Here is a 21,292-nt window from a genome sequence, read left to right on the forward strand (position 1 = left end):
GGCAGGAGCAATCCCATGGATCTGGAACTGACCGGCAAGGTCGCCATCGTCACCGGCTCGGCCCGCGGACTCGGCGAAGCCACCGCCCGAAGGCTCGCCGCGGAGGGCGCGCACGTCGTCGTCACCGACATCGACGGGGAGGCAGCGGCACTGACCGCCAAGGACATCGTCGCGCAGGGCCACAGCGCGCACAGCATCCGCGGCGACATCACCAAGTCCACCGACGTCGACGCTCTGGTCGTGGAGACAGTCGACCGCTTCGGCGGAATCCACATCCTGGTCAACAACGCCGGGTTTCCGCGCGACGGCGTTCTCACCAAGATGAGCGAAAGCGACTGGGACGACGTCGTCGACGTAATCCTCAAAGGCGCCTACTTCACCTGCAAATCGGTCATGCCGTATCTGATCGAGCAGCGGTGGCGCCGGATCGTCAACATCTCCTCACGCGCCCACTTCGGCAACCCCGGTCAGGCCAACTACGCCAGCGCGAAGGCCGGCCTCCTCGGGCTCACCCGCGCACTCGCACTCGAAGAGGGCCGGTTCGGAATCACCGTGAACGCCGTCGCGCCCGGTTTCGTTGCCACGGAGGCGGTCCGCTCGCTCGGACACTTCGAGAAGATCAAGGACAAGGCGATCGAGAGCACACCCCTGCGCCGCGTGGGGACGCCCGAGGACATCGCCGACGCCGTCGCCTTCCTCGCGTCCGAACGCGCGAGCTTCGTCAGCGGCGAAACGCTGCACGTGACCGGCGGCCGGTTCGGCTGACCCGACTCGACTTCCTCCCCCACCCCTCGACCTCGGAGACACCATGCCCCTCTCGGAGACCCACCCCAGTTCGGCGAGCCGCACGCGCCACACCGACGCACCCCCACCCGGCCGCACCAGAATCCGCTTCCTGATCGTCGCACTGCTCTTCATCGTGTCGACACTCAACAACGCCGACCGTGCGATCCTGTCGATCACCGGCACCGAGATCAAGGCCGATCTCGGTATCAGCGCCATCACCCTCGGCTACCTGTTCTCCGCGTTCGCGTGGGCGTACATGCTGGCGCAGATCCCCGGCGGACGGCTCGTCGACCGCTTCGGCGCCAAGCGGATGTATGCCATCAGCATCTTCGTCTGGTCACTCTTCACCCTGCTGCAGGGCTTCGTCCCGCTCATGGGGCTCGGCGCCGCGGTCGCCGCGCTGTTCGCCCTGCGCATCGGTGTCGGCATCGCGGAGGGGCCCGCCTACCCGTCTAATGGCCGCGTGGTAGCCACCTGGTTCCCGTCGTCCGAACGGGCCACCGCGTCCGCCATCTTCAATTCGTCTCAGTACGCGGCGGCGGTGGTGTTCACCCCGTTCATGGCGTGGCTCACGCACGCGCACGGATGGCACTCCGCGTACCTCGTCATGGGCGCCATCGGCATGGCGCTGAGCGCAGTGTGGCTGAAGTTCTACGACCAGCCACGCAAGCACAGAATGGCCAACGACGCCGAAATCGAGTACATCGCCGACGGCGGTGCGCTGGTCGACATCGAGGAGGCGAGTTCGGCACCGGACGCCCCGAAAATCAACACCTGGGAAGCGATTCGTCAGCTCCTCGGCAGCCGGATGATGCTCGGGCTGTATGCCGGCCAATTCTTCATCACCACCATCGTGTACTTCTTTCTCACCTGGTTCCCGATCTACCTCATCGAGGAACTCGGCATGCCCCTGCTCGACGCCGGACTCGCCGCGTCCATCCCCGCGATCTTCGGCTTCCTGGGCGGGATCCTCGGCGGAGTCCTGTCGGACCGCCTGCTCACCCGGGGCGTGTCCCTCACATGGGCCCGCAAGATTCCGATCATCACCGGTCTCACGCTGTCGACCGTCATCGTCCTGTGCAACTTCACCACTTCGCAGACCGTCGTCATCCTCTTCATGGTGCTGGCGTTCTTCGGCAAGGGACTCGGCAGCCTGGGCTGGACCATCGTCTCGGACACCTCCCCCAAGGAGGCGGCCGGACTGTCGGGCGGCCTGTTCAACACATTCGCGAATGCCGCGGGTATCACCACCCCGATCGCCATCGGCTACATCGTCGACACCACCGGCTCGTACGACGGAGCGCTGATCTTCGTCGGTGTCAGTGCGGCACTGGCGGTCTGCAGCTTCCTGTTCATCATGGGCAAGATCACCCGAGTCGAGTTGACTCCGGATCGGAACGGAGTCCGCCATGCCTGACGTGCACGTGCATCTCACGATCGAGAACGGTGTCGCGATACTGACCCTCGACAATCCACCGCTCAACGTCGTGACCCTGGAATTGACACGGCAGCTCGGCGACCGCCTCGACGCCCTCGCGATCGACGACACGGTGCGCGCCGTCGTCGTGACCGGTGCCGGAAGCCGGGCGTTCTGCGCCGGATCAGACATCTCCGAGTTCCACGAGATGATGGAACCGGGCCAGGTGGTGGAGAAGAAGCTGCGACGGCAGAATGAGATCTTCCAGTTCCTCGCACACTTCCCGAAGCCCACGGTGGCGGCCCTGGGCGGTCTCACCCTCGGCGGCGGACTCGAAATCGCCTGCTGCTGCGACCTGTTGATCGCCGAGGAACACGTCTCGCTGGCGCTACCGGAGATCAAGCTCGGGGTCTTCCCGAGCAGCGGCGGAACGTTCCGCACCACACGGCGGATCGGGATCGGCCGTGCCAAGCGGATGATGTTCTTCGGTGACCCGATCGATGCCCCGACCGCACTCGACTGGGGTCTGGTCGACGCTGTGGTTCCCCGGGGCACCGCACTTGCCGAGGCGCGGCGCTGGGCCGGGATCCTCACCCGTCGACCCGCTTTCGCTCTGGAGCTGTGCAAATCGGTGATCAATGCGGCCGGCGACCTGGACGAGGATCAGCTCGTGCAGAAATCCCTGACCGCGAGCGACCGTGTGTTCAGTTCCCCCGAATGCCGCGAAGGGGTGCGTGCCTTCTTCGCCAAGACGACCCCCGATTTTCGAATTCAGGAGCACTCATGAGAAGAGCCGCGATCGTCGCCCCGTCCCGGACCGCCATCGGCGCCTTCGGCGGTGCCCTGAAGAACGTCACCGTGGAGGATCTCGGTGCCGCGGTGGCCACAGCCGTGGTCGAGCGCAGCGGCATAGACCCCGCACTGATCGAGGACATGGTGTTCGCGCAGTCGTATGCGAACAGTGAGACACCGTGCGTCGGACGCTGGATCGCGCTACAGGCGGGCTTCCCCGTCGACGTCGCCGGAATGCAGCTGGACCGCCGATGTGGTGGCGGCCTGCAGTCGATCGCCACCGCGGCCATGATGGTGCAGAGCGGCGCCGCAGACGTGGTGATGGCCGGCGGCGTCGAATGCATGAGCAACGTCGAGTTCTACACCACCGACATGCGCTGGGGTTCCCGTCAGGGAACGGTGAAACTGCACGACCGCCTCGACCGCGGCCGGGAACGGTCTCAGCCCGTCGAACGATTCGGCTACATCTCCGGGATGATCGAGACGGTGGAGAACCTCGCGACCGGATACGGCATCTCCCGCGAGTCCGCCGACGCCTTCGCCGCTCAGAGTCATCACCGTGCCGCCGCCGCGTGGCACGAGGGACGCTTCACGGACGAGGTCGTGCCGATCAAGGTTCCGCAGCGCAGAGCCGAGCCCGTGATCTTCGACCGAGACGAGGGAATCCGGGCCGACTCGAGCGTCGAGAAGCTCGCGACGCTGCGCACCGTCATGCCGAACGGCACCGTCACGGCAGGCAACGCCTGCCAGCAGAACGATGCCGCCGCGGCGTGTCTCGTGGTCGCCGAGGATCAGCTGGGCCGGCTCGATCTCGAACCTCTCGGCTTCCTGCACGGGTGGGCAGCCGTCGGATGCGAACCCGCCGAAATGGGAATCGGCCCGGTCCCGGCGGTGCGGAAGCTGTTCCGAAGACTCGGACTGGGATTCGGCGACATGGACCTCGTCGAAGTCAACGAGGCCTTCGCAGTTCAGGTCCTCGCCGTGCTGCAGGGCTTCGGGTACGAAGACGAGTCGAAGGTCAACGTCAACGGCTCCGGAATCTCCCTCGGCCACCCCGTCGGCGCCACCGGTTCCCGGATCATGACAACACTGCTCCACGAACTGAAGCGTCGCGGCGGACGCTACGGACTGGAAACGATGTGCATCGGCGGCGGGCAGGGCATCGCCGCCGTCTTCGAATCCGCGTGAGCATTCGCGCTCGTCGTCCTGAACTCGGCGCGCATACCGGGGACAGCTTCACGGTCTCGCCCCGGATCGACGATGCGCGCCGGGTCTCGGCGAACTCGCCCCTCGATCAGCCGATCGGCTGCGGCATCCGGACTGTTCGGTAGCTGCAGCTGATTTCGTCACCGGTGGACGGATCACGCAGAGCGACCTTCCAGGAGTCGGCGAACTGGTTCACGCCGTGCCGCATCGAGATCGTCCCCGACACGAGAACGGTGCCCGGCGTGTGCAGTCCCCTCTCGCGAAGGACGTCGAGCCAGTACTTCGGTGCGAGCAGGTCGGCGAGCGTCCCGGTCTGGATCAGGGTGGACGGTTCGCCGTCGCCTTCGCCGACCCATGCCGACAGGGTGATGTCGTCGAGGCGGTCGGCGATATCCGACAACCGCCAGGCGCGGGACCCGAGAACGTCGGGTGCGGCGTTCTTGCTCCACGCCACGCTGTGTACCTCGAGGTCGCGGTCGGTGTGGTCGCAGGCGACGGTCAGCAGTACGTCGTCCTCGGTGATCACCAGGGCCCACTCGGCCTCTCCGGAGGTCCGGTCGTGCTGGACGAAGACCTCGGTGGTCTGCTGCGCAAGGTAGGGCGAGATGGGGTACATCGCAGGGATGGTCGTAGGCGCCGGTACGCCCAGTTCTGCAAGTTCGGCGATGTGCGACGCAACCTCTTCCTGGTTGCGTCCGGCATAACCGGCGTTGAGGAGGGTGGTGACCTCAACGGTGTCGACGGTGCCGTCCGGCAGGGTGAACGTGAGCTGCGACATTTGGAGAGTCTCCTGAAGTTCTGGCCCCGGTTCCCTCTCGAGATCAGGGCGTTTTGTTACTTTCTTGGTTTTTCTGCGCCGAGGGCTTGCGCATACGTCTTGTATACAGCAAGTATATGTCTAGTACAACGGCAGCGGTGAGCTGAACCACAGAAGAACCGGGCCGTGCGGGACCAGAATTCAACCCACAAGGAGTTGTCATGATCGGAGAGTCCACCTCCGTCGATGCCGGCAGGTCGGCACCCGTAGACAGGAAGGGACTGGCGAAAGCTTTCGCCGCCAGTCTCACGGGTACCGCATTGGAGTGGTACGACTTCGCGGTCTACTCGGCGGCGGCCGCCCTGATCTTTCCGCAGATATTCTTCCCGGACAGCGACCCCCTCACGGGAACCTTGCTCGCGTTCTCCACCTACGCCGTCGGCTACGTGGCGCGGCCGATCGGAGGGTTCGTCTTCGGACGCCTCGGCGACGTCATCGGACGCAAACAACTGCTGGTGATCACCCTGCTCCTGATCGGTGTGACGACCTTCGCGATCGGCCTGCTTCCCGGCTACGACCGTATCGGTATCGCGGCACCCGCCATTCTCGTGATCCTGCGGTTCGCGCAGGGCGTGGCGGTCGGCGGAGAGTGGGGCGGCGCCGTCCTCCTGTCGAGCGAATACGGCAACCCACGCCAACGCGGCTTCTGGTCATCCGCAGCTCAAATAGGACCTCCCGCAGGCAACCTGATGGCCAACGGAGCGCTCGCCCTCCTCACCATCTCCATGACCGAGGCCCAATTCGAGTCCTGGGGATGGCGTCTCGCCTTCCTTCTGTCCGCGCTACTCGTCGGCTTCGGCCTGTGGATTCGCCTGAAGCTCGAAGACACCCCTGTCTTCAAGGCCCTGCAGGAGTCCGGCGACCGCGCCGAAGCCCCCATCCGCGACGTACTCACAAAGCAGACCCGGCCACTCGTCGCCGCGATCCTGTCGCGTATCGCCCCGGACGTGATCTACGCACTCTTCACGGTCTTCGCGATCACGTACGGCACCCGTGAACTCGGCTTCGAGCGTGGCGAAGTACTCACCGCAATCCTGGTCGGCTCGGCATTCCAGCTGGGCCTGATCCCCCTTGCCGGGGCACTTTCGGATCGCATCAACCGCCGCCTGGTCTATGCCGTCGCCGCTGTCGGCGGTGTCGTTTGGAGCGCCCTCTTCTTCCTCGTCATCGGTGGCGGCTCATTCCCGCTGCTCATCGTCGGGGTGGTCGTCGGGCTCGCGTTCCACTCGTTCATGTACGGACCCCAGGCGGCGTTCGTCACCGAACAGTTCACGGTCGCCTTGCGCTCGACCGGCAGTTCACTCGCCTACACGATTGCCGGCGTGTTCGGCGGTGCGATGGCACCGCTGATCTTCACCTACCTGCTGAGCAGGACCGACAGCTGGGTGCCGATCGCCGTCTACGTGCTGATCGTCGGAGTGCTGACCCTGATCGGTCTCGCGCTGGGGCGCAACCCCGACCCGACCGAGGACGAGCACTACGCACTACTGGCCAGCGAGAACGCTAGGCACGCAAGAGAATCTGAAGCGTAACCTCGAGATGAGTGTTGATCTTCTCGTGCACCAGGCTCTCGTCGCCGGCTTCGAGCGCGTCGATGATGGCCTGGTGCTCGGCGCACACCCGATGTTGCCGATCGGGCGCACTGAAGAGCGCCGTCAGACCGACACGGAGCTGGCGCGCCCGGAGTCCGGAGTAGGTGCGCGACAGCAACTCGCTCCCGGCCGCATCGATGAGGAACTGATGGAAACGGCCATCCCAGTCGATGAAGGCACGGGCCGCTTCTGCGCTCGGATCGGTCGCGAACGCTTCCTGCTCCGCCAGCGCCGAACGCATCACTTCGAGGGGTACCCGCCCCTCCTCCAGGGCGCGGCTGGCGGCGTGACGTTCGAGGACACCGCGCAACTCCATCAGTTCCGCGATCTGCCGGCCCGACATCGCGGGGACGTGCGCCCCGCGCTTGGGCACCATTTCGACGAGGCCCTCCGCCTGAAGCATGAGCAGCGCCTCACGAACGGGAGTGCGGGACACGCCGACCCGCGTCGCGAGTTCCTGCTCGTTGAGAAAGGAACCGGTTGCCGCCGGCGACGTCAGCACCTGATCCCTGACGTACAGATAGGCCTTCTCTCGACCCGACAACTCGACAGCTGGACCCTCGGTCCCACCCATTTCTTGCATACAACATGTATACACCACATCACCAGCAGCTAGGAGCAATATAGTGACGCTACGCATCAGCCTCGCCCAGATCACCAGTTCGACGGACCCCGAGGCCAACCTGGCAGTGATCGACAAGCAGGTGGCGGCCGCCGTGGACGCGGGATCGCGTCTGGTGGTGTTTCCCGAGGCCGCCATGCAACGGTTCGGCGGACCGCTCACCCACGTCGCGCAACCGCTCGACGGGCCGTGGGCCGACGCCGTCCGCGAGTGCGCCGCCCGAGCCGGCGTCACCGTGGTCGCCGGTATGTTCACCCCCTCCGACGACGGCAGGGTCCGCAACACACTGCTCGTCACCGGCGGCGGCGTCGACACGCACTACGACAAGATTCATCTCTACGACGCCTTCGGGTTCGCAGAATCCGACACGGTCGCACCGGGAACCGAGCCGCTCGTCGTGACCGTCGACGGCGTCGGAGTCGGCATCGCCACCTGTTACGACATCCGCTTTCCCGGGCTCTTCCAAACGCTCGCCGATCGCGGTGCGGACCTGACCGTGGTCGCCGCGTCCTGGGGCAGCGGCCCCGGCAAGGTCGACCAGTGGACACTCCTCGCCCGGGCACGCGCCCTCGACTCCACGACGTTCATCGCTGCCTGCGATCAGGCCGACCCGGCAGCATCCGGCGAGGAAGTCCACGGCACGACGCCGCTCGGCGTCGGGCACAGCATCGTCGTATCACCCACGGGAGCTGTTCTGGGCCAACTCGACTCGGGCCCGGGGATGCTCACGGTGGACATCGACACGGACGTCGTCGCGCAGGTGCGAAAGGCATTGCCGGTCCTCGCCAATCGGCAGTTCTGATACACCCGGGTCGCGCGATCGGCGCGGTTACCGTCCGAGCAGCTGATGCGCCCGCAGACCGACGTACAGTTCGGCGGCGTCGATGGGATCGGAGAAATCGCGTCCCGTGAGGGTGTGGATCCTGCGCAGCCGGTACAGGACGGTGTTGCGGTGGTAGTGCAACTGGGTGGCCGCCGCGGTGGTGGAGCCGCGACAGGAGAACCACGCGTCGAGGGTGACGAGCAGACTCTCCTGTTCCTCGGCGGGTAGGGCCAGCACCGGTCCGAGGATCTGGTTCGATGCGAGCTTGCCGGCGTCGGGCACGCTGACCAGCAGCAGCGACACCGGCACCGACTCGTAGCGGGTGACGGTGCATCCGCCGTGTCCGGCGCAGCGACGGGCGATCCGTGCCTGCTCGACGGCCCGTCCCGTCCCGCCGGGACGTCCGAACACCGAGCTGACCCCGATCCATCCGTGACCGGTGCGGCCGAGGAGGTCCAGCGCGGATTCGAGCACCTCGGCGGTGGCCGCCCACAGCAGTCCGATCCGGCCGTCGACCTCCGTGTCCCACACCGAGTCGACACCCACACCGCGAAGGTCCGACTGGACGACGTCCGCGGCGGACGGGGACGCCGCCGCTTCCACGGACACGACGAGGAAGGTGCTGTTCTCCGGAATCCGGAACGTGCGGAGCGCGTCGGCGGCGCCGGCCGGGTTGGCGGTGTGGTCACCGAACAGCGTTCTGATCAGCCGACCGCGCGACTCGGCGTCCTCACGGGCGCGCAGGTCGGCGGTCTCCCGGTATGCCTCCGCGGCGCTGTCCGAGTAGACGTCCACGAGCGCCCACACCTGGGCGGCCATGTCGAGCAGGGCGTTGGTGGCGCGACCCTCCGAGCGGTCCATCAGTTCGTCCCAGATCAGGCGGCCGCCGAGCCGGAACGCGTGGAGCAATGCCGCGAGCGGCACACCCTGTTCGGCCTTCAACTGTCCGGCCGCACGCGCCGCCTCGAGCCGTACCGGAGCGCTACCCGCGAGGTTGCCCAGCATCGCCGTCAGATTGTCGACGCACGCCGCGTACAACTGCTCGGGGGTGAGGAGGGTCGCCTCCACGTAGCCGTGCTCGGCCGACAGGATGCGCGAGACGAGTTCCTCGGACAACTGGTCCACGGACTCCAGCATCGATCCCAGAAGATCGGTGGGCGACGGCGCGACATCCGAGCTGACAGTCATCCGGCAAGACTATCCACCGGGCGTGGTCCGCGCCATACCCTTTTTGTGCGACGGCATAGCCCGGATGTTCACATTGACAGCCGCTGCCTATGGCGCGGCGCCCGGAACTGGGACGAGAATCAGTAATCTACGCCACAGTAGTTTGTCCTTTCTGCGGCGCGGTCCTTCATGCACTCGACCCGAGCGGAGCTGTCCACAGTGAGCACTTCAGAACCCGAGGCCACCTCCAACACCCCCGGCGCGACTTCCCCACATCCGGACGTCGACGCGGCCCTCGCCGACCTCGCCGAGGGCGAGAAGACCTGGGCCGACCTCTCCCTCGCCGATCGCAGGAAACTTCTCGACACGGTGCACGACCTCACCGTGCAGCACGCCGCCGACTGGGTGGACGCCGCGGTCGCGATCAAGGGCCTGGACCCGAAGTCGCCGCTGGTCGGCGAGGAATGGATGTCCGGACCGTACCCGCTGGCCACCGGCACCGCGGCGCTGTCCGCGAGCCTGGCGAAACTCGAGGCCGGAACCAGCCCGCTGGACGGTGCCACATTCGGCACGGCCCCCGGCGGCCGCACCACGGTCAAGGCGCTGCCCCTGAACATCTTCGACAAGCTGCTGCTCAGCGGATTCAGCGCGGACGTGTGGTTGCAGCCGGGAATCGATCGTGCGACGGCACAGCGCGACGCCGGCCTCGCCCAGCGTGACCCGTCGCGGACACAGGGCATCGGCGTCGTCCTGGGCGCCGGCAACATCACCTCGATCGCCCCGCTCGACACCCTGTACGAACTGATCGCGCACAACCGCGTCGTCGCGCTCAAGCTCAACCCCATCACCGACCGCCTGCTGCCCGTGCTGACACGTGTCCTGGAACCGCTCATCTCGATCGGCGCGGTCCGGTTGCTGACCGGCGGCGCGGAGGTCGGGACGTATCTGGTGCACCACGACCTCGTCGACCACGTGCACATGACGGGCAGCGCGCTCACCCACGACGCGATCGTGTTCGGGACCGGCGAGGAGGGCGCGCGGCGCAAGGCTGCGAACGAGCCGATCCTCGGCAAGGCCATCTCCAGTGAACTCGGCGGTGTGTCCCCCACCATCGTGCTGCCCGGTGAATGGAGCCGCGCCGACATCAAGTTCCAGGCCGAACACATTGCGACGCAACGACTCCACAACGGCGGCTACAACTGTGTCGCGGCGCAGGCGGTGGTCGTGTCGTCCGAGTGGAAGCAGCGCGACGAGTTCGTCGCAGCCCTGAAGGAGGCCCTCGACACGGCACCGGACCGCGCCGCGTACTACCCCGGCAGCGACTCCCGGGTCGCCGGCGCCAAAGCGTCGTTCCCCACCGCCGCACGCCTGGGCGAGAACGGCGGACGCGTCCTGGTCACCGATCTTGAGCCCGGCGCATATGCCCCGCTCCTGCAGACCGAGTACTTCGCCCCGGTGCTCGGCGTGATCGACCTTCCCCACGGCGGCGCCGAGTTCGCGGCACACGCCGCGGACCTCGTGAACGAGGACTTCATCGGCACCCTCGGGGTCAACATCGTCGCCGCCCCGCAGACCATCCGCGAGCTGGGCGCGGAGTTCGACTCACTGCTCGAGAGCCTCCGCTACGGAACCATCGCCGTGAACGCGTGGACCGGCGTCGGGTACCTCACCGCCACCGCGACCTGGGGAGCCTTCCCCGGCCACACCCTCAACGACGTCCAGAGCGGCATCGGCGTGGTGCACAACGCCCTGCTCATCGACCGGCCGGAGCGCACCGTCGTCCGAGGCCCGTTCCGTCCGTCGCCGCGGTCGATCCTGAACCGTGAGATGTCCATCTCGCCCAAACCCCCGTGGTTCGTCACCAACCGAACCGCCGCCACGACAGGCCGATTGCTGACAGGATTTGCCGGTGCACCCTCATGGACCCGGCTGCCGGCGATCTTCGCGTCCGCGCTGCGTGGATGAGGGCTGCGTGTCCTCTATCCCTCACCCCCGTCGAAGTGGAGATGAACGATGAATCAGGAACTGTCTGTGGCCGACTACGTGATCGTGGGGTCGGGTTCGGCAGGTGCCGTGCTGGCCGACCGGCTCAGCGCCGACTCCGGCAGCGAGGTCGCGGTCCTCGAGGCCGGTGGTGAGGACAAGGACAAGTTCGCGCACATCCCCGCCGCGTTCTCGAAACTGTTTCGCAGCGAGATGGATTGGGACTACCTGACCGAGCCGCAACCCGGGCTCGGTGGGCGGAGTATCTACTGGCCGCGCGGCAAGATGCTCGGCGGCTCGTCGTCGATGAACGCGATGATGTGGGTGCGCGGATTCGCCGCCGACTACGACGAGTGGGCCGAACTCACCGACGACTCCTGGTCGTTCAAGGAAGTGGTCAAGTACTTCCGCCGCATCGAGAACGTGCAGGACGCGTCGGACGCCGACAGCGGAACCGGCGGACCGATCGTCGTCTCGCAGCAGCGGAGCCCGCGCGCTCTCACCGGGTCGTTCCTGGCGGCGGCCGAGGAGACCGGCTATCCCGTCGAGCGGGCGAACGCCACTCGACCCGAGGGTTTCTCACAGACCATGGTGACGCAGAAGCGGGGTGCTCGGTGGAGTACCGCCGACGCCTACCTCCGACCGGCGCTGAAACGGAAGAATCTGACCGTCCTCACCGGCGCCCAGGCCACCAGGGTTCTGTTCGAGGGCTCCGCGGCCGTCGGCGTCGAGTACGAGAAGGACGGGGTGCGACGCACCATCCGCGCCGCAAAGGAAGTGATCCTCGCCGGCGGGGCGATCAACTCCCCGCAACTCCTCATGCTGTCGGGCATCGGCGACGAGGCACAGTTGCGCGAGCACGGAATCGCGGTGCAGCAGCACCTGCCGGAGGTCGGGAAGAATCTGCTCGACCATCTGGTGTCGTTCCTCGGCTACAGCGTCGACTCGGACTCGCTGTTCGCCGCCGAGAAGATCCCCGAGCTGCTCAACTACCTGACCCGTCGCCGGGGCATGCTCACGTCGAACGTGGCCGAGGCGTACGGCTTCACGCGCAGTCGGGACGATCTGGCACTGCCCGACCTCGAGATGATCTTCGGGCCCGCGCCGTTCTTCGACGAGGGCCTCATCCCGGCAACCGGTCACGCCGCGGTGATCGGCACCATCCTCGTGAAACCCGAGAGTCGAGGCGAGATCTCGCTGCGGTCGGCCGATCCCCTCGCCAAGCCGATCATCGATCCCCGCTACCTCAGCGACAGCGGCGGAGTCGACCGGCGGGCGATGCTCGAAGGACTGCGCCTGTGCGACGCCCTCGCATCGGCTCCGGCGCTGAAGTCGCGGCTCGGCAACATGATTCGCCCGGCCGTCACGCCGAGCACGCCACTCGACGAGATTCTCGCCCGGGCACTGCAGGAGAACGCCCACACCCTCTACCACCCGGTCGGGACGTGCCGCATGGGCAACGACGACGCCAGCGTCGTCACGCCCGACCTGCGGGTGCGAGGGGTCGACAAACTGCGCGTCGCCGACGCGTCGATCATGCCCGCCATCATCCGCGGGCACACCCACGCACCGTCCGTTCTCATCGGTGAGCGGGCGTCGGATCTGATCCGGAACTCGTAGGGCGCTTCGCGCCCCGTGCGCCTTTTTGGTAGCGCTGGCAACCAGAAAGGCGCACGGGCGGCGGAGCCGCCTAGTACCGGCGCGCCGCGTAGAACGGCATCGAATCGAGGGGCGCCTGCTTCACCGGCTGCCCGGACGTGGGCGCGTGGACGACCGTGCCGTTCCCGGCGTAGAGCCCGACGTGGTTCGCCCCGTTGAACAGGACGAGATCACCCGGCTGCAGGCTGCCCTTGTCGACGGGCGATCCACCGTTCACCTGGTCGTAGGTGGTGCGAGGCACGGAGATGCCCGCCTGCTTGTACGCCCACTGCACCAGACCCGAGCAATCGAAGGCGTTCGGCCCCGTTGCGCCCCAGACGTACGGCGATCCGATCTTCGATTCGGCGGCCGCGAGAGCCTGCGCGCCGTGGGTGGACGGCAACGCCGGCGGGGCAGGCAACGGTCCCGGGAGAGGCCCAGGGTTCGGAGCCGGAGCCGGAGCCGGCGGCACCGGCGGCACGCCTGGTACCTCGAACGTCCCAATCCCTGGGATCGTGATCGGCTCCGCTGCAGCGGGAGCAACGGGAAGCAGAAATGCTCCCACTCCCACACCGGCGGCGATCAGAAGACCGCCGGTCGAAGACTGCAGACGATTGCCCCGACGCAATCTATGCTTGGCCATTGAGCTGAGTCCTTCAATTCATGAGGTTCCGGCGACATCAGCGCCGCTCGGACGAGACGTTAGATAACATCCCGGTCACGGACTCAGCGGACAACGGCCGAATGGCCCATACACATACCTATTTTCGCAATCCAGGTATATAACGATCAGATCTCGAACCGACCGGTCAGTCACGAAACTTCAGAAACAGGTATGCCTTCAGGCAATTCGGCCCGTTACCGAAGGCATGCGCGTCGTCCACGCTGTTGGGCGTGTCACTGATCCAGAATTCAGAACCCGAGATCTTCGGGGAACCCGCAGATGCGGACGCCGCGACCCTCACTGTCGTAGGGCGCGGCTCACCCGTCGTCTTCCTGCACGGATGGGGGCTCACCCCGCGGGTGTACGGCCGCAGCCTGTCAATGCTCACCCAGCAGGGGCATCGCGTCGTCACTCCGACCCTTCCCGGCTTCGGCGGAACTCCCGACCATCCGCCCGAGGCCCGCACCTTCGCGGGTTACGCGGCCTGGCTGGGACGGTTCCTCGACGAGGCGGGAATCAGCGAACCGGTGACACTGGTCGGCCACTCCTTCGGCGGGGGCGTCGCCATTCAGGCCGCCCACGACCTTCCGGAGCGGGTCGCGCGCCTGGTGCTCGTCAACTCCGTCGGCGGTGGCGCCTGGTCGTCCGACGGTTGGGGAATCCGGCCCATCGGCGAAAGGCCGCTGTGGGACTGGGGCGCTTCGGCGCTGGGTGAGGCGCTGTCGATCCGAACCATCGCGCACACGACGGCGTCGCTCGTCAACGGGTTCCTGCCCAACACGCTGCGGGATCCGCGTGCGGTCTGGCGCACCGCGCACCTGGCCAGACGGGCGGACCTGCGCCACGAACTCGGCGTCCTCGCCGACCGGGGCCTACCGGTCTCCCTCGTCTGGGGTCGCGCGGACCGGACGATTCCGCTCGCCAGCTTCGAGTCGATGCGGAAAGCACTCCGCAATCCGACCGTCCTCACCGTGACGGGCGGTCACGGCTGGCTGATCCACGACCCCACCTCGTTCGCCGACACCGTCCGCCGGGCACTCCGCAGCCCGTGAGTGGTTGACGAGTCCAGAGACTCGCTAACCACGCACGGGCGACGAAGCCACCGGTCGGACCAGCCGGGTCGATGAAGCGCTCGGCCGCCATGGGAACTGCGAGTACGCAGATTTCGACGCGTGGTGCCACAAGCCTCCGCGTCGGCCGTAACCTCGCTCCATGACCCCGCGCGAACCCCGCCGCAGTTCTGCGCGGCGAAGTCCAGTTCTCGTCGTCCTTGCCGGACTGCCGGGATCGGGAAAGTCGACGATCGCACGGGGGCTGGCGCAATCACTCGGTGCAGCACACGTGCGCATCGACAGCATCGAACAGGCCATTCTCGACTCGTCTCTTGCAGCACCGTCGGTCGCAGAGGCCGGCTACCGGGTGGGATACGCCGTGGCCCGCGACATCCTGCGCGGCAACGTCTCCGTTGTCGCCGACTCGGTCAATCCGATCGACGTGACCAGAGATGCGTGGCGGACAGTCGCGCGCGACCTCGATGCGTCACTCGCCGAGATCGAGGTCGTCTGCTCGGACGAGCAGGAACACCGGCGTCGCGTCGAGACCCGCGTCGTCGATGTGGCAGGTCTGCGGGTTCCCACTTGGTCGGACGTCGTCCGACGCGAATACCAGCCCGTCGATTCTTCCGTGCACGTCCTGGACACGGCAGGCCGGGACGCGACCGCGTGCATCGACGAAGCCTTGGCCGTGGTCAGCGCCGTGGGGCGCCCGCAGTAGCGGGACCGGGTCAGGACGCGACGGTGCGCAACCAGCGGAACCGGCTGCGGTGGAACACGATCGGCTCGATCTCGGACTGCACCCTCAGTTCGTTGATCCGCAGGACCACGATCGCGTGATCCCCGGCAGGCACCTGTTGGGTGACGGTGGTGTCCAGCCACACCGACGCTCCGTCGATGAACAGCGCACCGCCGTCGGTGGTTTCGGTGTCGAGGCCCGCGAACCGGTCGCCGGTCTTCGCGGCCAGCACGCGGGCGGCCGCGTCGTGCGCCTCACCGAGCACGCTGATCCCGACGTGGGCGAGGTCCGCGAGTTTCGGCCACGTGGTGGACGTGTTCTGCACGCAGAACGCGACCAGCGGCGGCTCCAGCGACACGGGCACGAACGTGCTCGCCGCCATCCCGACGCGCTCACCGTCGACTTCGGCGCAGACGGCGACGACACCGCTCGGGAAATGTCCGAACGCCTCCCGGAGCGAAGTCTTGTCCAGTGTGCCGTCCGCCTGCATCATGAGAGTTCCGTCCGGGTCCGGGCCGCCGCGGTGAGGATCGGACCCCACCGCTCGGCGTAGTCGGCGATACGTGAGTCGGTCGTGTAAGTGGTGTCGATGAGGTAGAGGCCCGGCGCCGGGGCCGTCGCGCCGAGTTCGACGAGCACCGGCTTGAGCAGCAGGTCCGGCGCCATGGCGTGGGCGGGCCCGCCCCCGAGCATCAGCGGCACCACCACGACGTCCTTCAGGCCGTCGCCGGTCGCGAACTGGTCGAGGAACAGCTTCAGCACGCCCGTGTACGACGCCTTGAACGTCGGGCTGGCGAACACGACGAGGTCCGACGACGCCACCGTCTCCACGGCCGCCGCGACCTTCTCGTCCCCCCACCCGAGCAGTCCCGCACCGAGCTCGATCAAGTCGACCGTGAAATCCGCGGCGGCACCCGTCACCGCGGTCGCGACCAGGCCGGCTGCGTCCAGCGTCCGTGAACCGGGCTTGGGATTGCCCGCCACTACCGTTACCTTCATTGCTTCATCACCTCTCGCATGCTTTCCCGCCACCCTAGAGCACTCGGTGGTTCCGGTCGAATACTGTAGGGCAGGAACGGAAGTCGAGACACGGTCCTTCGAATCAGGGCGATCCAAACCATTCCGCGCGGCGCCCGGAGGCGCTACCTTGCCAGTGGCCGCACTCCGTGGCCATTCGATCGATCGTGGGGATTTTCCGTGAAGTTCAGCCGTTCTCTCGCCCTTGCCGCCGTTCCTCTCCTGGCGGCACTGACAGCGTGCTCCGGTGGATCCGGCGGCGCCGACGGCGACACGGTCCGGATCGGAACCACCGAGGCCAGCGACCGCTCGTGGGAGATCTTCGAGGACAAGGCGAAGGACGCGGGTATCACGCTCGACGTCGTGAACTTTTCCGACTACTCGCAGCCGAACATCGCCCTGTCGCAGGGGCAGATCGACGCCAATCTCTTCCAGCACCTGCAGTTTCTCGGCGAGTACAACACCGGCGCCGACGACGACCTCACCCCGATCGGCGCCACCCAGATCGTGCCGCTCGGCCTGTACTCGCAGAAGCACCGGAGCCTCGCCGACATTCCGCAGGGCGGCGAGATCGCAATCCCCAACGACCCCAGCAACCAGGCTCGTGCCCTGTTCGTGCTGAAGGGCGCCGGCCTGCTCACGCTGACCGGCGACAACCCGTCCCCCACGCCCGCCGACATCGACACGACTGCGTCCAAGGTGAAGGTGACCCCGGTCGACGCCGCACAGACGGCGCTGTCGCTCGCATCCGTCGACGGCGCGATCGCCAACAACACATTCCTCGAGCGTTCGGGCATCGACCCCGCATCCGCTCTCTACAAGGACGACCCGTCGAGTCCCGCCGTAGATGACACCGATCGTCCGATTCGAATCCGTCACGAAAACCTTCCAGTCGGGAAAGAAGACGCTCACCGCTGTCGACGCCCTGGATCTCACCATCGAGAGGGGTGAGATCTTCGGGGTCATCGGCTACTCGGGCGCCGGGAAGAGCACGCTGGTTCGGCTGATCAACGGCCTGGAACGCCCGACGAGTGGGCGCGTCGTCGTCGACGACGTCGACATCACCGCGCTGTCGGAATCGAAACTCCGACACGTACGCGCGAAGATCGGGATGATCTTCCAGCAGTTCAACCTGTTCCGCTCGCGGACCGTCGCCGGGAATGTCGCGTACCCCCTCGTCGTGACGGGGTGGCCGCGGCAGAAGCGCCGCGAACGCGTCGCCGAACTGCGCACGTTCGTGGGCCTCTCCGACAAGGCACGGGTCTACCCCGACCAGTTGTCCGGCGGGCAGAAGCAGCGGGTCGGGATCGCCCGCGCGCGCGACGTCGCCGAACCTGCTGCTCGCCGACGAGTTCACCAGCGCCCTGGACCCGGAGACCACGCGGGACGTACTTAGTCTGCTCCGCAAGGTGAACCGGGAACTCGGGGTCACGATCGTGGTGATCACCCACGAGATGGACGTCGTCCGGGCCGTCGCGGATCGTGTCGCCGTCCTGGCGGAGGGTCGCGTCGTGGAGCTCGGCACGGTGTTCGACGTCTTCTCGGAACCACAGGCGCCGACGTCGAAGAGCTTCGTGAGCACGATCCTGCGCAACCGCCCGGAGCCCGCCGACCTGGAACGGCTGCGCTCGCGTTTCGGCGGCCGGATCGTCACCGCCGACGTGCGCGACGGCAGCCGGATCGGCGACGTTCTCTCCGACGCGGGCGGGCACGGTGTGCGGTTCGAGATCGTCTACGGCGGCATCACCACCCTGCAGGACCGCTCGTTCGGCAGTCTCACGCTCGAGCTCGTCGGTCCGGACGACGGCGTCGACGACGTGATCCGCCGGTTGCGGACCGTCACCGACGTCGAGGAAGTACAGGCATGACCACGAACTGGGACAAGCTGCGCCCCGTACTGTTCGAATCCATCGGCACGACCATCTACATGGTGGTGATCACGCTGGTGGTCGGCGGGCTGATCGGGCTCGTGGTGGGAACACTGGTGTACGCCACGAGGAAGGGCGGGATTCTCCAGAACACGGCGGCCTACACGGTGCTGAACATCCTGGTGAACATCGTCCGGCCGATTCCGTTCATCATCCTGCTCGCCGCACTGGGGCCCGTCACCCTTGCCGTGGTAGGCCGGACCATCGGAACCGAGGCCGCGATCTTCGTGATGATCATCGCGTCGTCGTTCGCCATCGCACGCATCGTGGAACAGAATCTGGTGACCGTCGACCCCGGCGTGATCGAGGCTGCCCGCGCGATGGGCGCGGGACCCCTGCGGATCATCGTCACCCTGCTGATCCCGGAAGCCCTGGGCCCGTTGATCCTCGGTTACACATTCGTCCTCATCGGCATCGTCGACATGTCCGCGATGGCGGGGACGATCGGCGGCGGCGGGCTCGGCGACTTCGCCATCGTCTACGGGTATCAGCGCTTCAACTGGCAGGTGACCCTTGTCGCCACCCTCGTCATCATCCTGCTCGTCCAGGCTTCCCAGTTCTTCGGCAACTGGCTGGCGCGAAAGGTGCTGCGCCGCTGACCCGTGAGTACTTGTTAACCGCCCGCGGTTAACAAGTACTCACGGGCGGGACGCCCTTGACCGGGATACTCGCCGCGAGTAAGGATGAATATGTTCTGTGCGCGGCGATGTCATTCCCGGAGAGAGGAATTCACACCCCCATGACCAATGGCGGCGCACCCGTTACCTACGGCCGCACGAGGGCCGCGCGCAGAGCGCGAGGGGATGTGTCATGGCAGACATCGAAGTCGACTATTGCGTCGTAGGCGCCGGATTCGCCGGACTGACGGCGGCACTGCGCTTGAAACAGGCCGGACAATCGGTCGCGCTGCTGGAGGCGCGTGACCGGATCGGCGGGCGGACGTTCACCATGGTCCGCGAGGACGGTTCGTGGATCGATCGGGGCGGTGCGTGGATCGGGCCGGGACAGGACCGGATCTACGCCCTGATGGACGAATTCGGCGTCAAGAGCTACAAGCAGTACACCGACGGCGAGGCGATGATGGTCGTCGACGGCAAGCAGTACCGGTACAAGGGGACGATTCCCCTGACGATGAGTCCCTGGGCGGCCGCGAATCTCGGCGCCGTGTTCGTCGAACTCGGCGAGATGTGCAAGACGATTCCGCTCGAGGCGCCGTGGGAGGCGAAGAAGGCAGCGAAGTGGGACGCGATCAGCCTCGCCAAATGGCTGGGCGACAACACGCTGTCCAAGCCGGCCCACGACCTTCTCGAGACCGCCATCGCCGGCTGCTACACGTCCGCGGCGTCCGAGGTGTCGATGCTGTTCGTCCTGTACCAGATGGCGTCCGGCGGCGGTCCGAGTTTCGTTCTCGGTGTGAAGGACGCGGCCGAGGACGCGCGGCCGGTCGGCGGAATGGGTGCCGTCTACCGTCCGATGGCGGCCGCGATCGGCGACGCACTCCATCTGTCACAACCCGTCCGGGACATCGCGCAGGACGGCGACGGCGTGACCGTCCGATCCGCGGATATGGCGGTGCGGGCCCGGAGGGCCATCGTCGCGGTCCCCCTCGCGATCGCGAGCCAGATCCTCTACGAGCCGCTCCTGCCGATGGATCGGTCCTTCCTGCACCAGAGGATGCCGAGCGGCGCGGTCATGAAGATCGCCGTCCTCTACGACGAACCCTTCTGGCGCGCGGACGGATTGTCCGGGCAGTCCGCGGCACCCGACTCCCCCGCGACCGTCACCATCGACGCGAGCACCGACACGGGGCGCCCCGGTGTTCTGTGCGTGATCGTCGAGGGACCGATCGCCCGCACGCTGGGGACGCTGTCGGAAGCGGAACGGAAGAAAGCGGTGCTCGGCGAGTTGACCGCGAGGTTCGGAGCCAAAGCTGCCTCCCCCGTCGACTACATCGAGCAGAACTGGAGCGTCGAGCGGTACTCCGGCGGCGGCATGCTCAGCCATGCGCCGACGGGAGTGCTCACCCAGTTCGGCCACGCCCTCCGCAAGCCGTGCGGTCGCATTCACTGGGCAGGCACGGAGAGTTCGTCCGTGATGTGCGGCTGGGTCGACGGGGCCATCCGGTCCGGGGAGCGCGCCGCCCGGGAAGTCACCGAACACGACGGCGCGCTGTCACCCGCCCGCGCTCAGTAATAGACGGCGCCCGGAGCACCCCCGCCGACGGCAACCGCGTCGCCGGTGATCCCGACGCTGCGCGGTGACGCCAGGAACGTGACGACGTCCGCGACCTCGCTCGCGTCGATCAACCGGTGGATCGAGTTGGTAGCCAGCCGCGACTCCAACTCGGCGACCGGCACACCTTCCGCCTCGGACTGCGCCGCCAGCCGGTCGACGAGCCGTTCCGTCCGCGTCAGCCCCGGATGCACCACCGTCACGTTGATTCCGTGCGGTCCCAGTTCGTCGGCGAGGTTCTTCGTCAGCGCCGACACACCGACGTTCCGCACGGTCTGCGCGATGGAATTGGCCTGGCGTGCACCGAGCCCGCTGATATTGATGATCCGTCCCCACCCCTGCTCCACGAGGTGCGGTGCCACCGCGCGGGCGGTCCGCAGGTAGCCGAGCACCTTGATCTCGAGTTCGGCGCGCACCACGTCGTCGGTGGTGGACGCGAAGTCGCTCGGCTTGCCCGCGCTCCACGGTGTGGCCGCGGCGTTCACGAGAATGTCGACGCCGCCGAGTTCGTCCACCGTCCGCTGCACGAGGGCGCGCACCGAATCATCGTCGCCGGTGTCGGTGGGTACCCCGATCACCCGCCGCCCGGTCTCCTGCGACAGCGTCTTCGCCGCCAGTTCCAGCGCCTCGACGCCCCTGGCCGCGAGCACCACGTCGACCCCCTCCGACGCGAGGCTGCGCGCGATCGCGAAACCGATTCCGCGGCTGCCGCCGGTGACGACGGCCCGCTTGCCGCCCAGACCGAGATCCATGTCGTTCTCCTCATCTCCGCTGTCCGCCCCTCGGTTCGAGGGTAGGACCGCGACGGTCGGGAGTC

General features: G+C 67.0%; 20 protein-coding genes and 1 pseudogene. 14 read left to right on the plus strand and 7 right to left on the minus strand.

Going from position 1 to position 21,292, the window contains the following annotated elements; all coding sequences use genetic code 11:
* Positions 1–15: 15 nt before the first annotated feature.
* Genes fabG through G9373_RS04435 form a run of 4 tightly spaced genes read left to right on the plus strand, consistent with a single transcriptional unit; the run spans position 16 to position 4,183 of the window.
* Complete coding sequence (gene fabG / locus G9373_RS04420; protein WP_167114066.1) at positions 16–765, plus strand: 3-oxoacyl-ACP reductase FabG; 750 nt, start codon at positions 16–18, stop codon at positions 763–765.
* A 43-nt stretch (positions 766–808) separates the two neighbouring features.
* On the plus strand, positions 809–2,203 hold the full coding sequence (locus G9373_RS04425) for an MFS transporter (protein ID WP_005254041.1): 1,395 nt from the start codon (positions 809–811) through the stop codon (positions 2,201–2,203).
* Positions 2,196–2,990 (plus strand): enoyl-CoA hydratase-related protein, encoded by a 795-nt coding sequence (locus tag G9373_RS04430; protein WP_005254040.1) that lies wholly within the window; start codon positions 2,196–2,198, stop codon positions 2,988–2,990. Before G9373_RS04425 ends, G9373_RS04430 begins: the two co-directional genes overlap by 8 nt.
* A complete protein-coding gene (locus G9373_RS04435) occupies positions 2,987–4,183 on the plus strand; it encodes an acetyl-CoA C-acetyltransferase (RefSeq protein ID WP_167114069.1) in 1,197 nt (398 codons plus the stop codon). The genes G9373_RS04430 and G9373_RS04435 overlap by 4 nt, the downstream gene beginning before the upstream one ends.
* Positions 4,184–4,289: 106 nt before the next feature.
* Here G9373_RS04435 and G9373_RS04440 read toward each other — a convergent pair whose 3' ends face one another.
* Positions 4,290–4,979: a DUF2848 domain-containing protein gene (locus G9373_RS04440; RefSeq protein ID WP_005254038.1), complete on the minus strand. Its 690-nt coding sequence runs from the start codon at positions 4,977–4,979 to the stop codon at positions 4,290–4,292.
* A 200-nt stretch (positions 4,980–5,179) separates the two neighbouring features.
* Here G9373_RS04440 and G9373_RS04445 point away from each other — a divergent pair, with 200 nt between their 5' ends.
* On the plus strand, positions 5,180–6,550 hold the full coding sequence (locus G9373_RS04445) for an MFS transporter (RefSeq protein ID WP_005570205.1): 1,371 nt from the start codon (positions 5,180–5,182) through the stop codon (positions 6,548–6,550).
* On the opposite strand, the gene G9373_RS04450 is transcribed toward G9373_RS04445, so the two are convergent.
* Positions 6,522–7,193: a GntR family transcriptional regulator gene (locus tag G9373_RS04450; RefSeq protein WP_166680620.1), complete on the minus strand. Its 672-nt coding sequence runs from the start codon at positions 7,191–7,193 to the stop codon at positions 6,522–6,524. The two genes, G9373_RS04445 and G9373_RS04450, sit on opposite strands and share 29 nt — an antisense overlap.
* Positions 7,194–7,236: 43 nt before the next feature.
* Here G9373_RS04450 and G9373_RS04455 point away from each other — a divergent pair, with 43 nt between their 5' ends.
* A complete protein-coding gene (locus G9373_RS04455; protein ID WP_167114072.1) occupies positions 7,237–8,034 on the plus strand; it encodes a carbon-nitrogen hydrolase family protein in 798 nt (265 codons plus the stop codon).
* Positions 8,035–8,061: 27 nt separating this feature from the next.
* On the opposite strand, the gene G9373_RS04460 is transcribed toward G9373_RS04455, so the two are convergent.
* Positions 8,062–9,243 (minus strand): helix-turn-helix domain-containing protein, encoded by a 1,182-nt coding sequence (locus G9373_RS04460; protein ID WP_167114075.1) that lies wholly within the window; start codon positions 9,241–9,243, stop codon positions 8,062–8,064.
* A gap of 198 nt (positions 9,244–9,441) precedes the next feature.
* On the opposite strand from G9373_RS04460, the gene G9373_RS04465 reads away from it, so the two are divergent.
* Positions 9,442–11,187 (plus strand): aldehyde dehydrogenase family protein, encoded by a 1,746-nt coding sequence (locus G9373_RS04465; RefSeq protein WP_005254033.1) that lies wholly within the window; start codon positions 9,442–9,444, stop codon positions 11,185–11,187.
* 48 nt (positions 11,188–11,235) lie between these two features.
* Entirely contained in the window at positions 11,236–12,825 is a 1,590-nt protein-coding gene (locus tag G9373_RS04470) for a GMC family oxidoreductase N-terminal domain-containing protein (RefSeq protein WP_005254032.1), read from the plus strand.
* 70 nt (positions 12,826–12,895) lie between these two features.
* Here G9373_RS04470 and G9373_RS04475 read toward each other — a convergent pair whose 3' ends face one another.
* Positions 12,896–13,486, minus strand: coding sequence for a C40 family peptidase (locus G9373_RS04475; protein WP_167114078.1), 591 nt, complete (start codon positions 13,484–13,486; stop codon positions 12,896–12,898).
* A 245-nt stretch (positions 13,487–13,731) separates the two neighbouring features.
* On the opposite strand from G9373_RS04475, the gene G9373_RS04480 reads away from it, so the two are divergent.
* Both G9373_RS04480 and G9373_RS04485 read left to right on the plus strand, forming a co-directional pair.
* Complete coding sequence (locus G9373_RS04480; RefSeq protein WP_182625283.1) at positions 13,732–14,559, plus strand: alpha/beta hydrolase; 828 nt, start codon at positions 13,732–13,734, stop codon at positions 14,557–14,559.
* A gap of 160 nt (positions 14,560–14,719) precedes the next feature.
* Positions 14,720–15,280 carry an AAA family ATPase gene (locus G9373_RS04485; protein WP_081315414.1) on the plus strand — a complete coding sequence of 187 codons (561 nt, stop codon included), beginning with the start codon at positions 14,720–14,722 and terminating at the stop codon, positions 15,278–15,280.
* A gap of 10 nt (positions 15,281–15,290) precedes the next feature.
* Here G9373_RS04485 and G9373_RS04490 read toward each other — a convergent pair whose 3' ends face one another.
* Positions 15,291–15,788 (minus strand): flavin reductase family protein, encoded by a 498-nt coding sequence (locus G9373_RS04490; RefSeq protein WP_182625305.1) that lies wholly within the window; start codon positions 15,786–15,788, stop codon positions 15,291–15,293.
* On the minus strand, positions 15,788–16,297 hold the full coding sequence (locus G9373_RS04495) for an NAD(P)H-dependent oxidoreductase (protein WP_054247176.1): 510 nt from the start codon (positions 16,295–16,297) through the stop codon (positions 15,788–15,790). Before G9373_RS04495 ends, G9373_RS04490 begins: the two co-directional genes overlap by 1 nt.
* Before the next feature lie 198 nt (positions 16,298–16,495).
* On the opposite strand from G9373_RS04495, the gene G9373_RS04500 reads away from it, so the two are divergent.
* The 4 genes and pseudogenes from G9373_RS04500 (at position 16,496) to G9373_RS04515 (ending at position 20,436) form a co-directional block, all read left to right on the plus strand.
* Positions 16,496–17,266 carry a MetQ/NlpA family ABC transporter substrate-binding protein gene (locus G9373_RS04500; protein WP_054247178.1) on the plus strand — a complete coding sequence of 257 codons (771 nt, stop codon included), beginning with the start codon at positions 16,496–16,498 and terminating at the stop codon, positions 17,264–17,266.
* Positions 17,163–18,183 (plus strand): annotated as a pseudogene (locus G9373_RS04505) (methionine ABC transporter ATP-binding protein). Before G9373_RS04500 ends, G9373_RS04505 begins: the two are co-directional and overlap by 104 nt.
* Entirely contained in the window at positions 18,180–18,842 is a 663-nt protein-coding gene (locus G9373_RS04510) for a methionine ABC transporter permease (protein ID WP_005570222.1), read from the plus strand. Before G9373_RS04505 ends, G9373_RS04510 begins: the two are co-directional and overlap by 4 nt.
* A gap of 211 nt (positions 18,843–19,053) precedes the next feature.
* Positions 19,054–20,436: an FAD-dependent oxidoreductase gene (locus G9373_RS04515; protein ID WP_054247180.1), complete on the plus strand. Its 1,383-nt coding sequence runs from the start codon at positions 19,054–19,056 to the stop codon at positions 20,434–20,436.
* On the opposite strand, the gene G9373_RS04520 is transcribed toward G9373_RS04515, so the two are convergent.
* Positions 20,430–21,227 carry an SDR family oxidoreductase gene (locus tag G9373_RS04520; RefSeq protein WP_005570226.1) on the minus strand — a complete coding sequence of 266 codons (798 nt, stop codon included), beginning with the start codon at positions 21,225–21,227 and terminating at the stop codon, positions 20,430–20,432. The two genes, G9373_RS04515 and G9373_RS04520, sit on opposite strands and share 7 nt — an antisense overlap.
* Positions 21,228–21,292: the final 65 nt, after the last annotated feature.

Source organism: Rhodococcus sp. A14, from assembly GCF_011603105.1.
GTDB classification, from domain to species: Bacteria; Actinomycetota; Actinomycetes; order Mycobacteriales; family Mycobacteriaceae; genus Rhodococcus_F; species Rhodococcus_F opacus.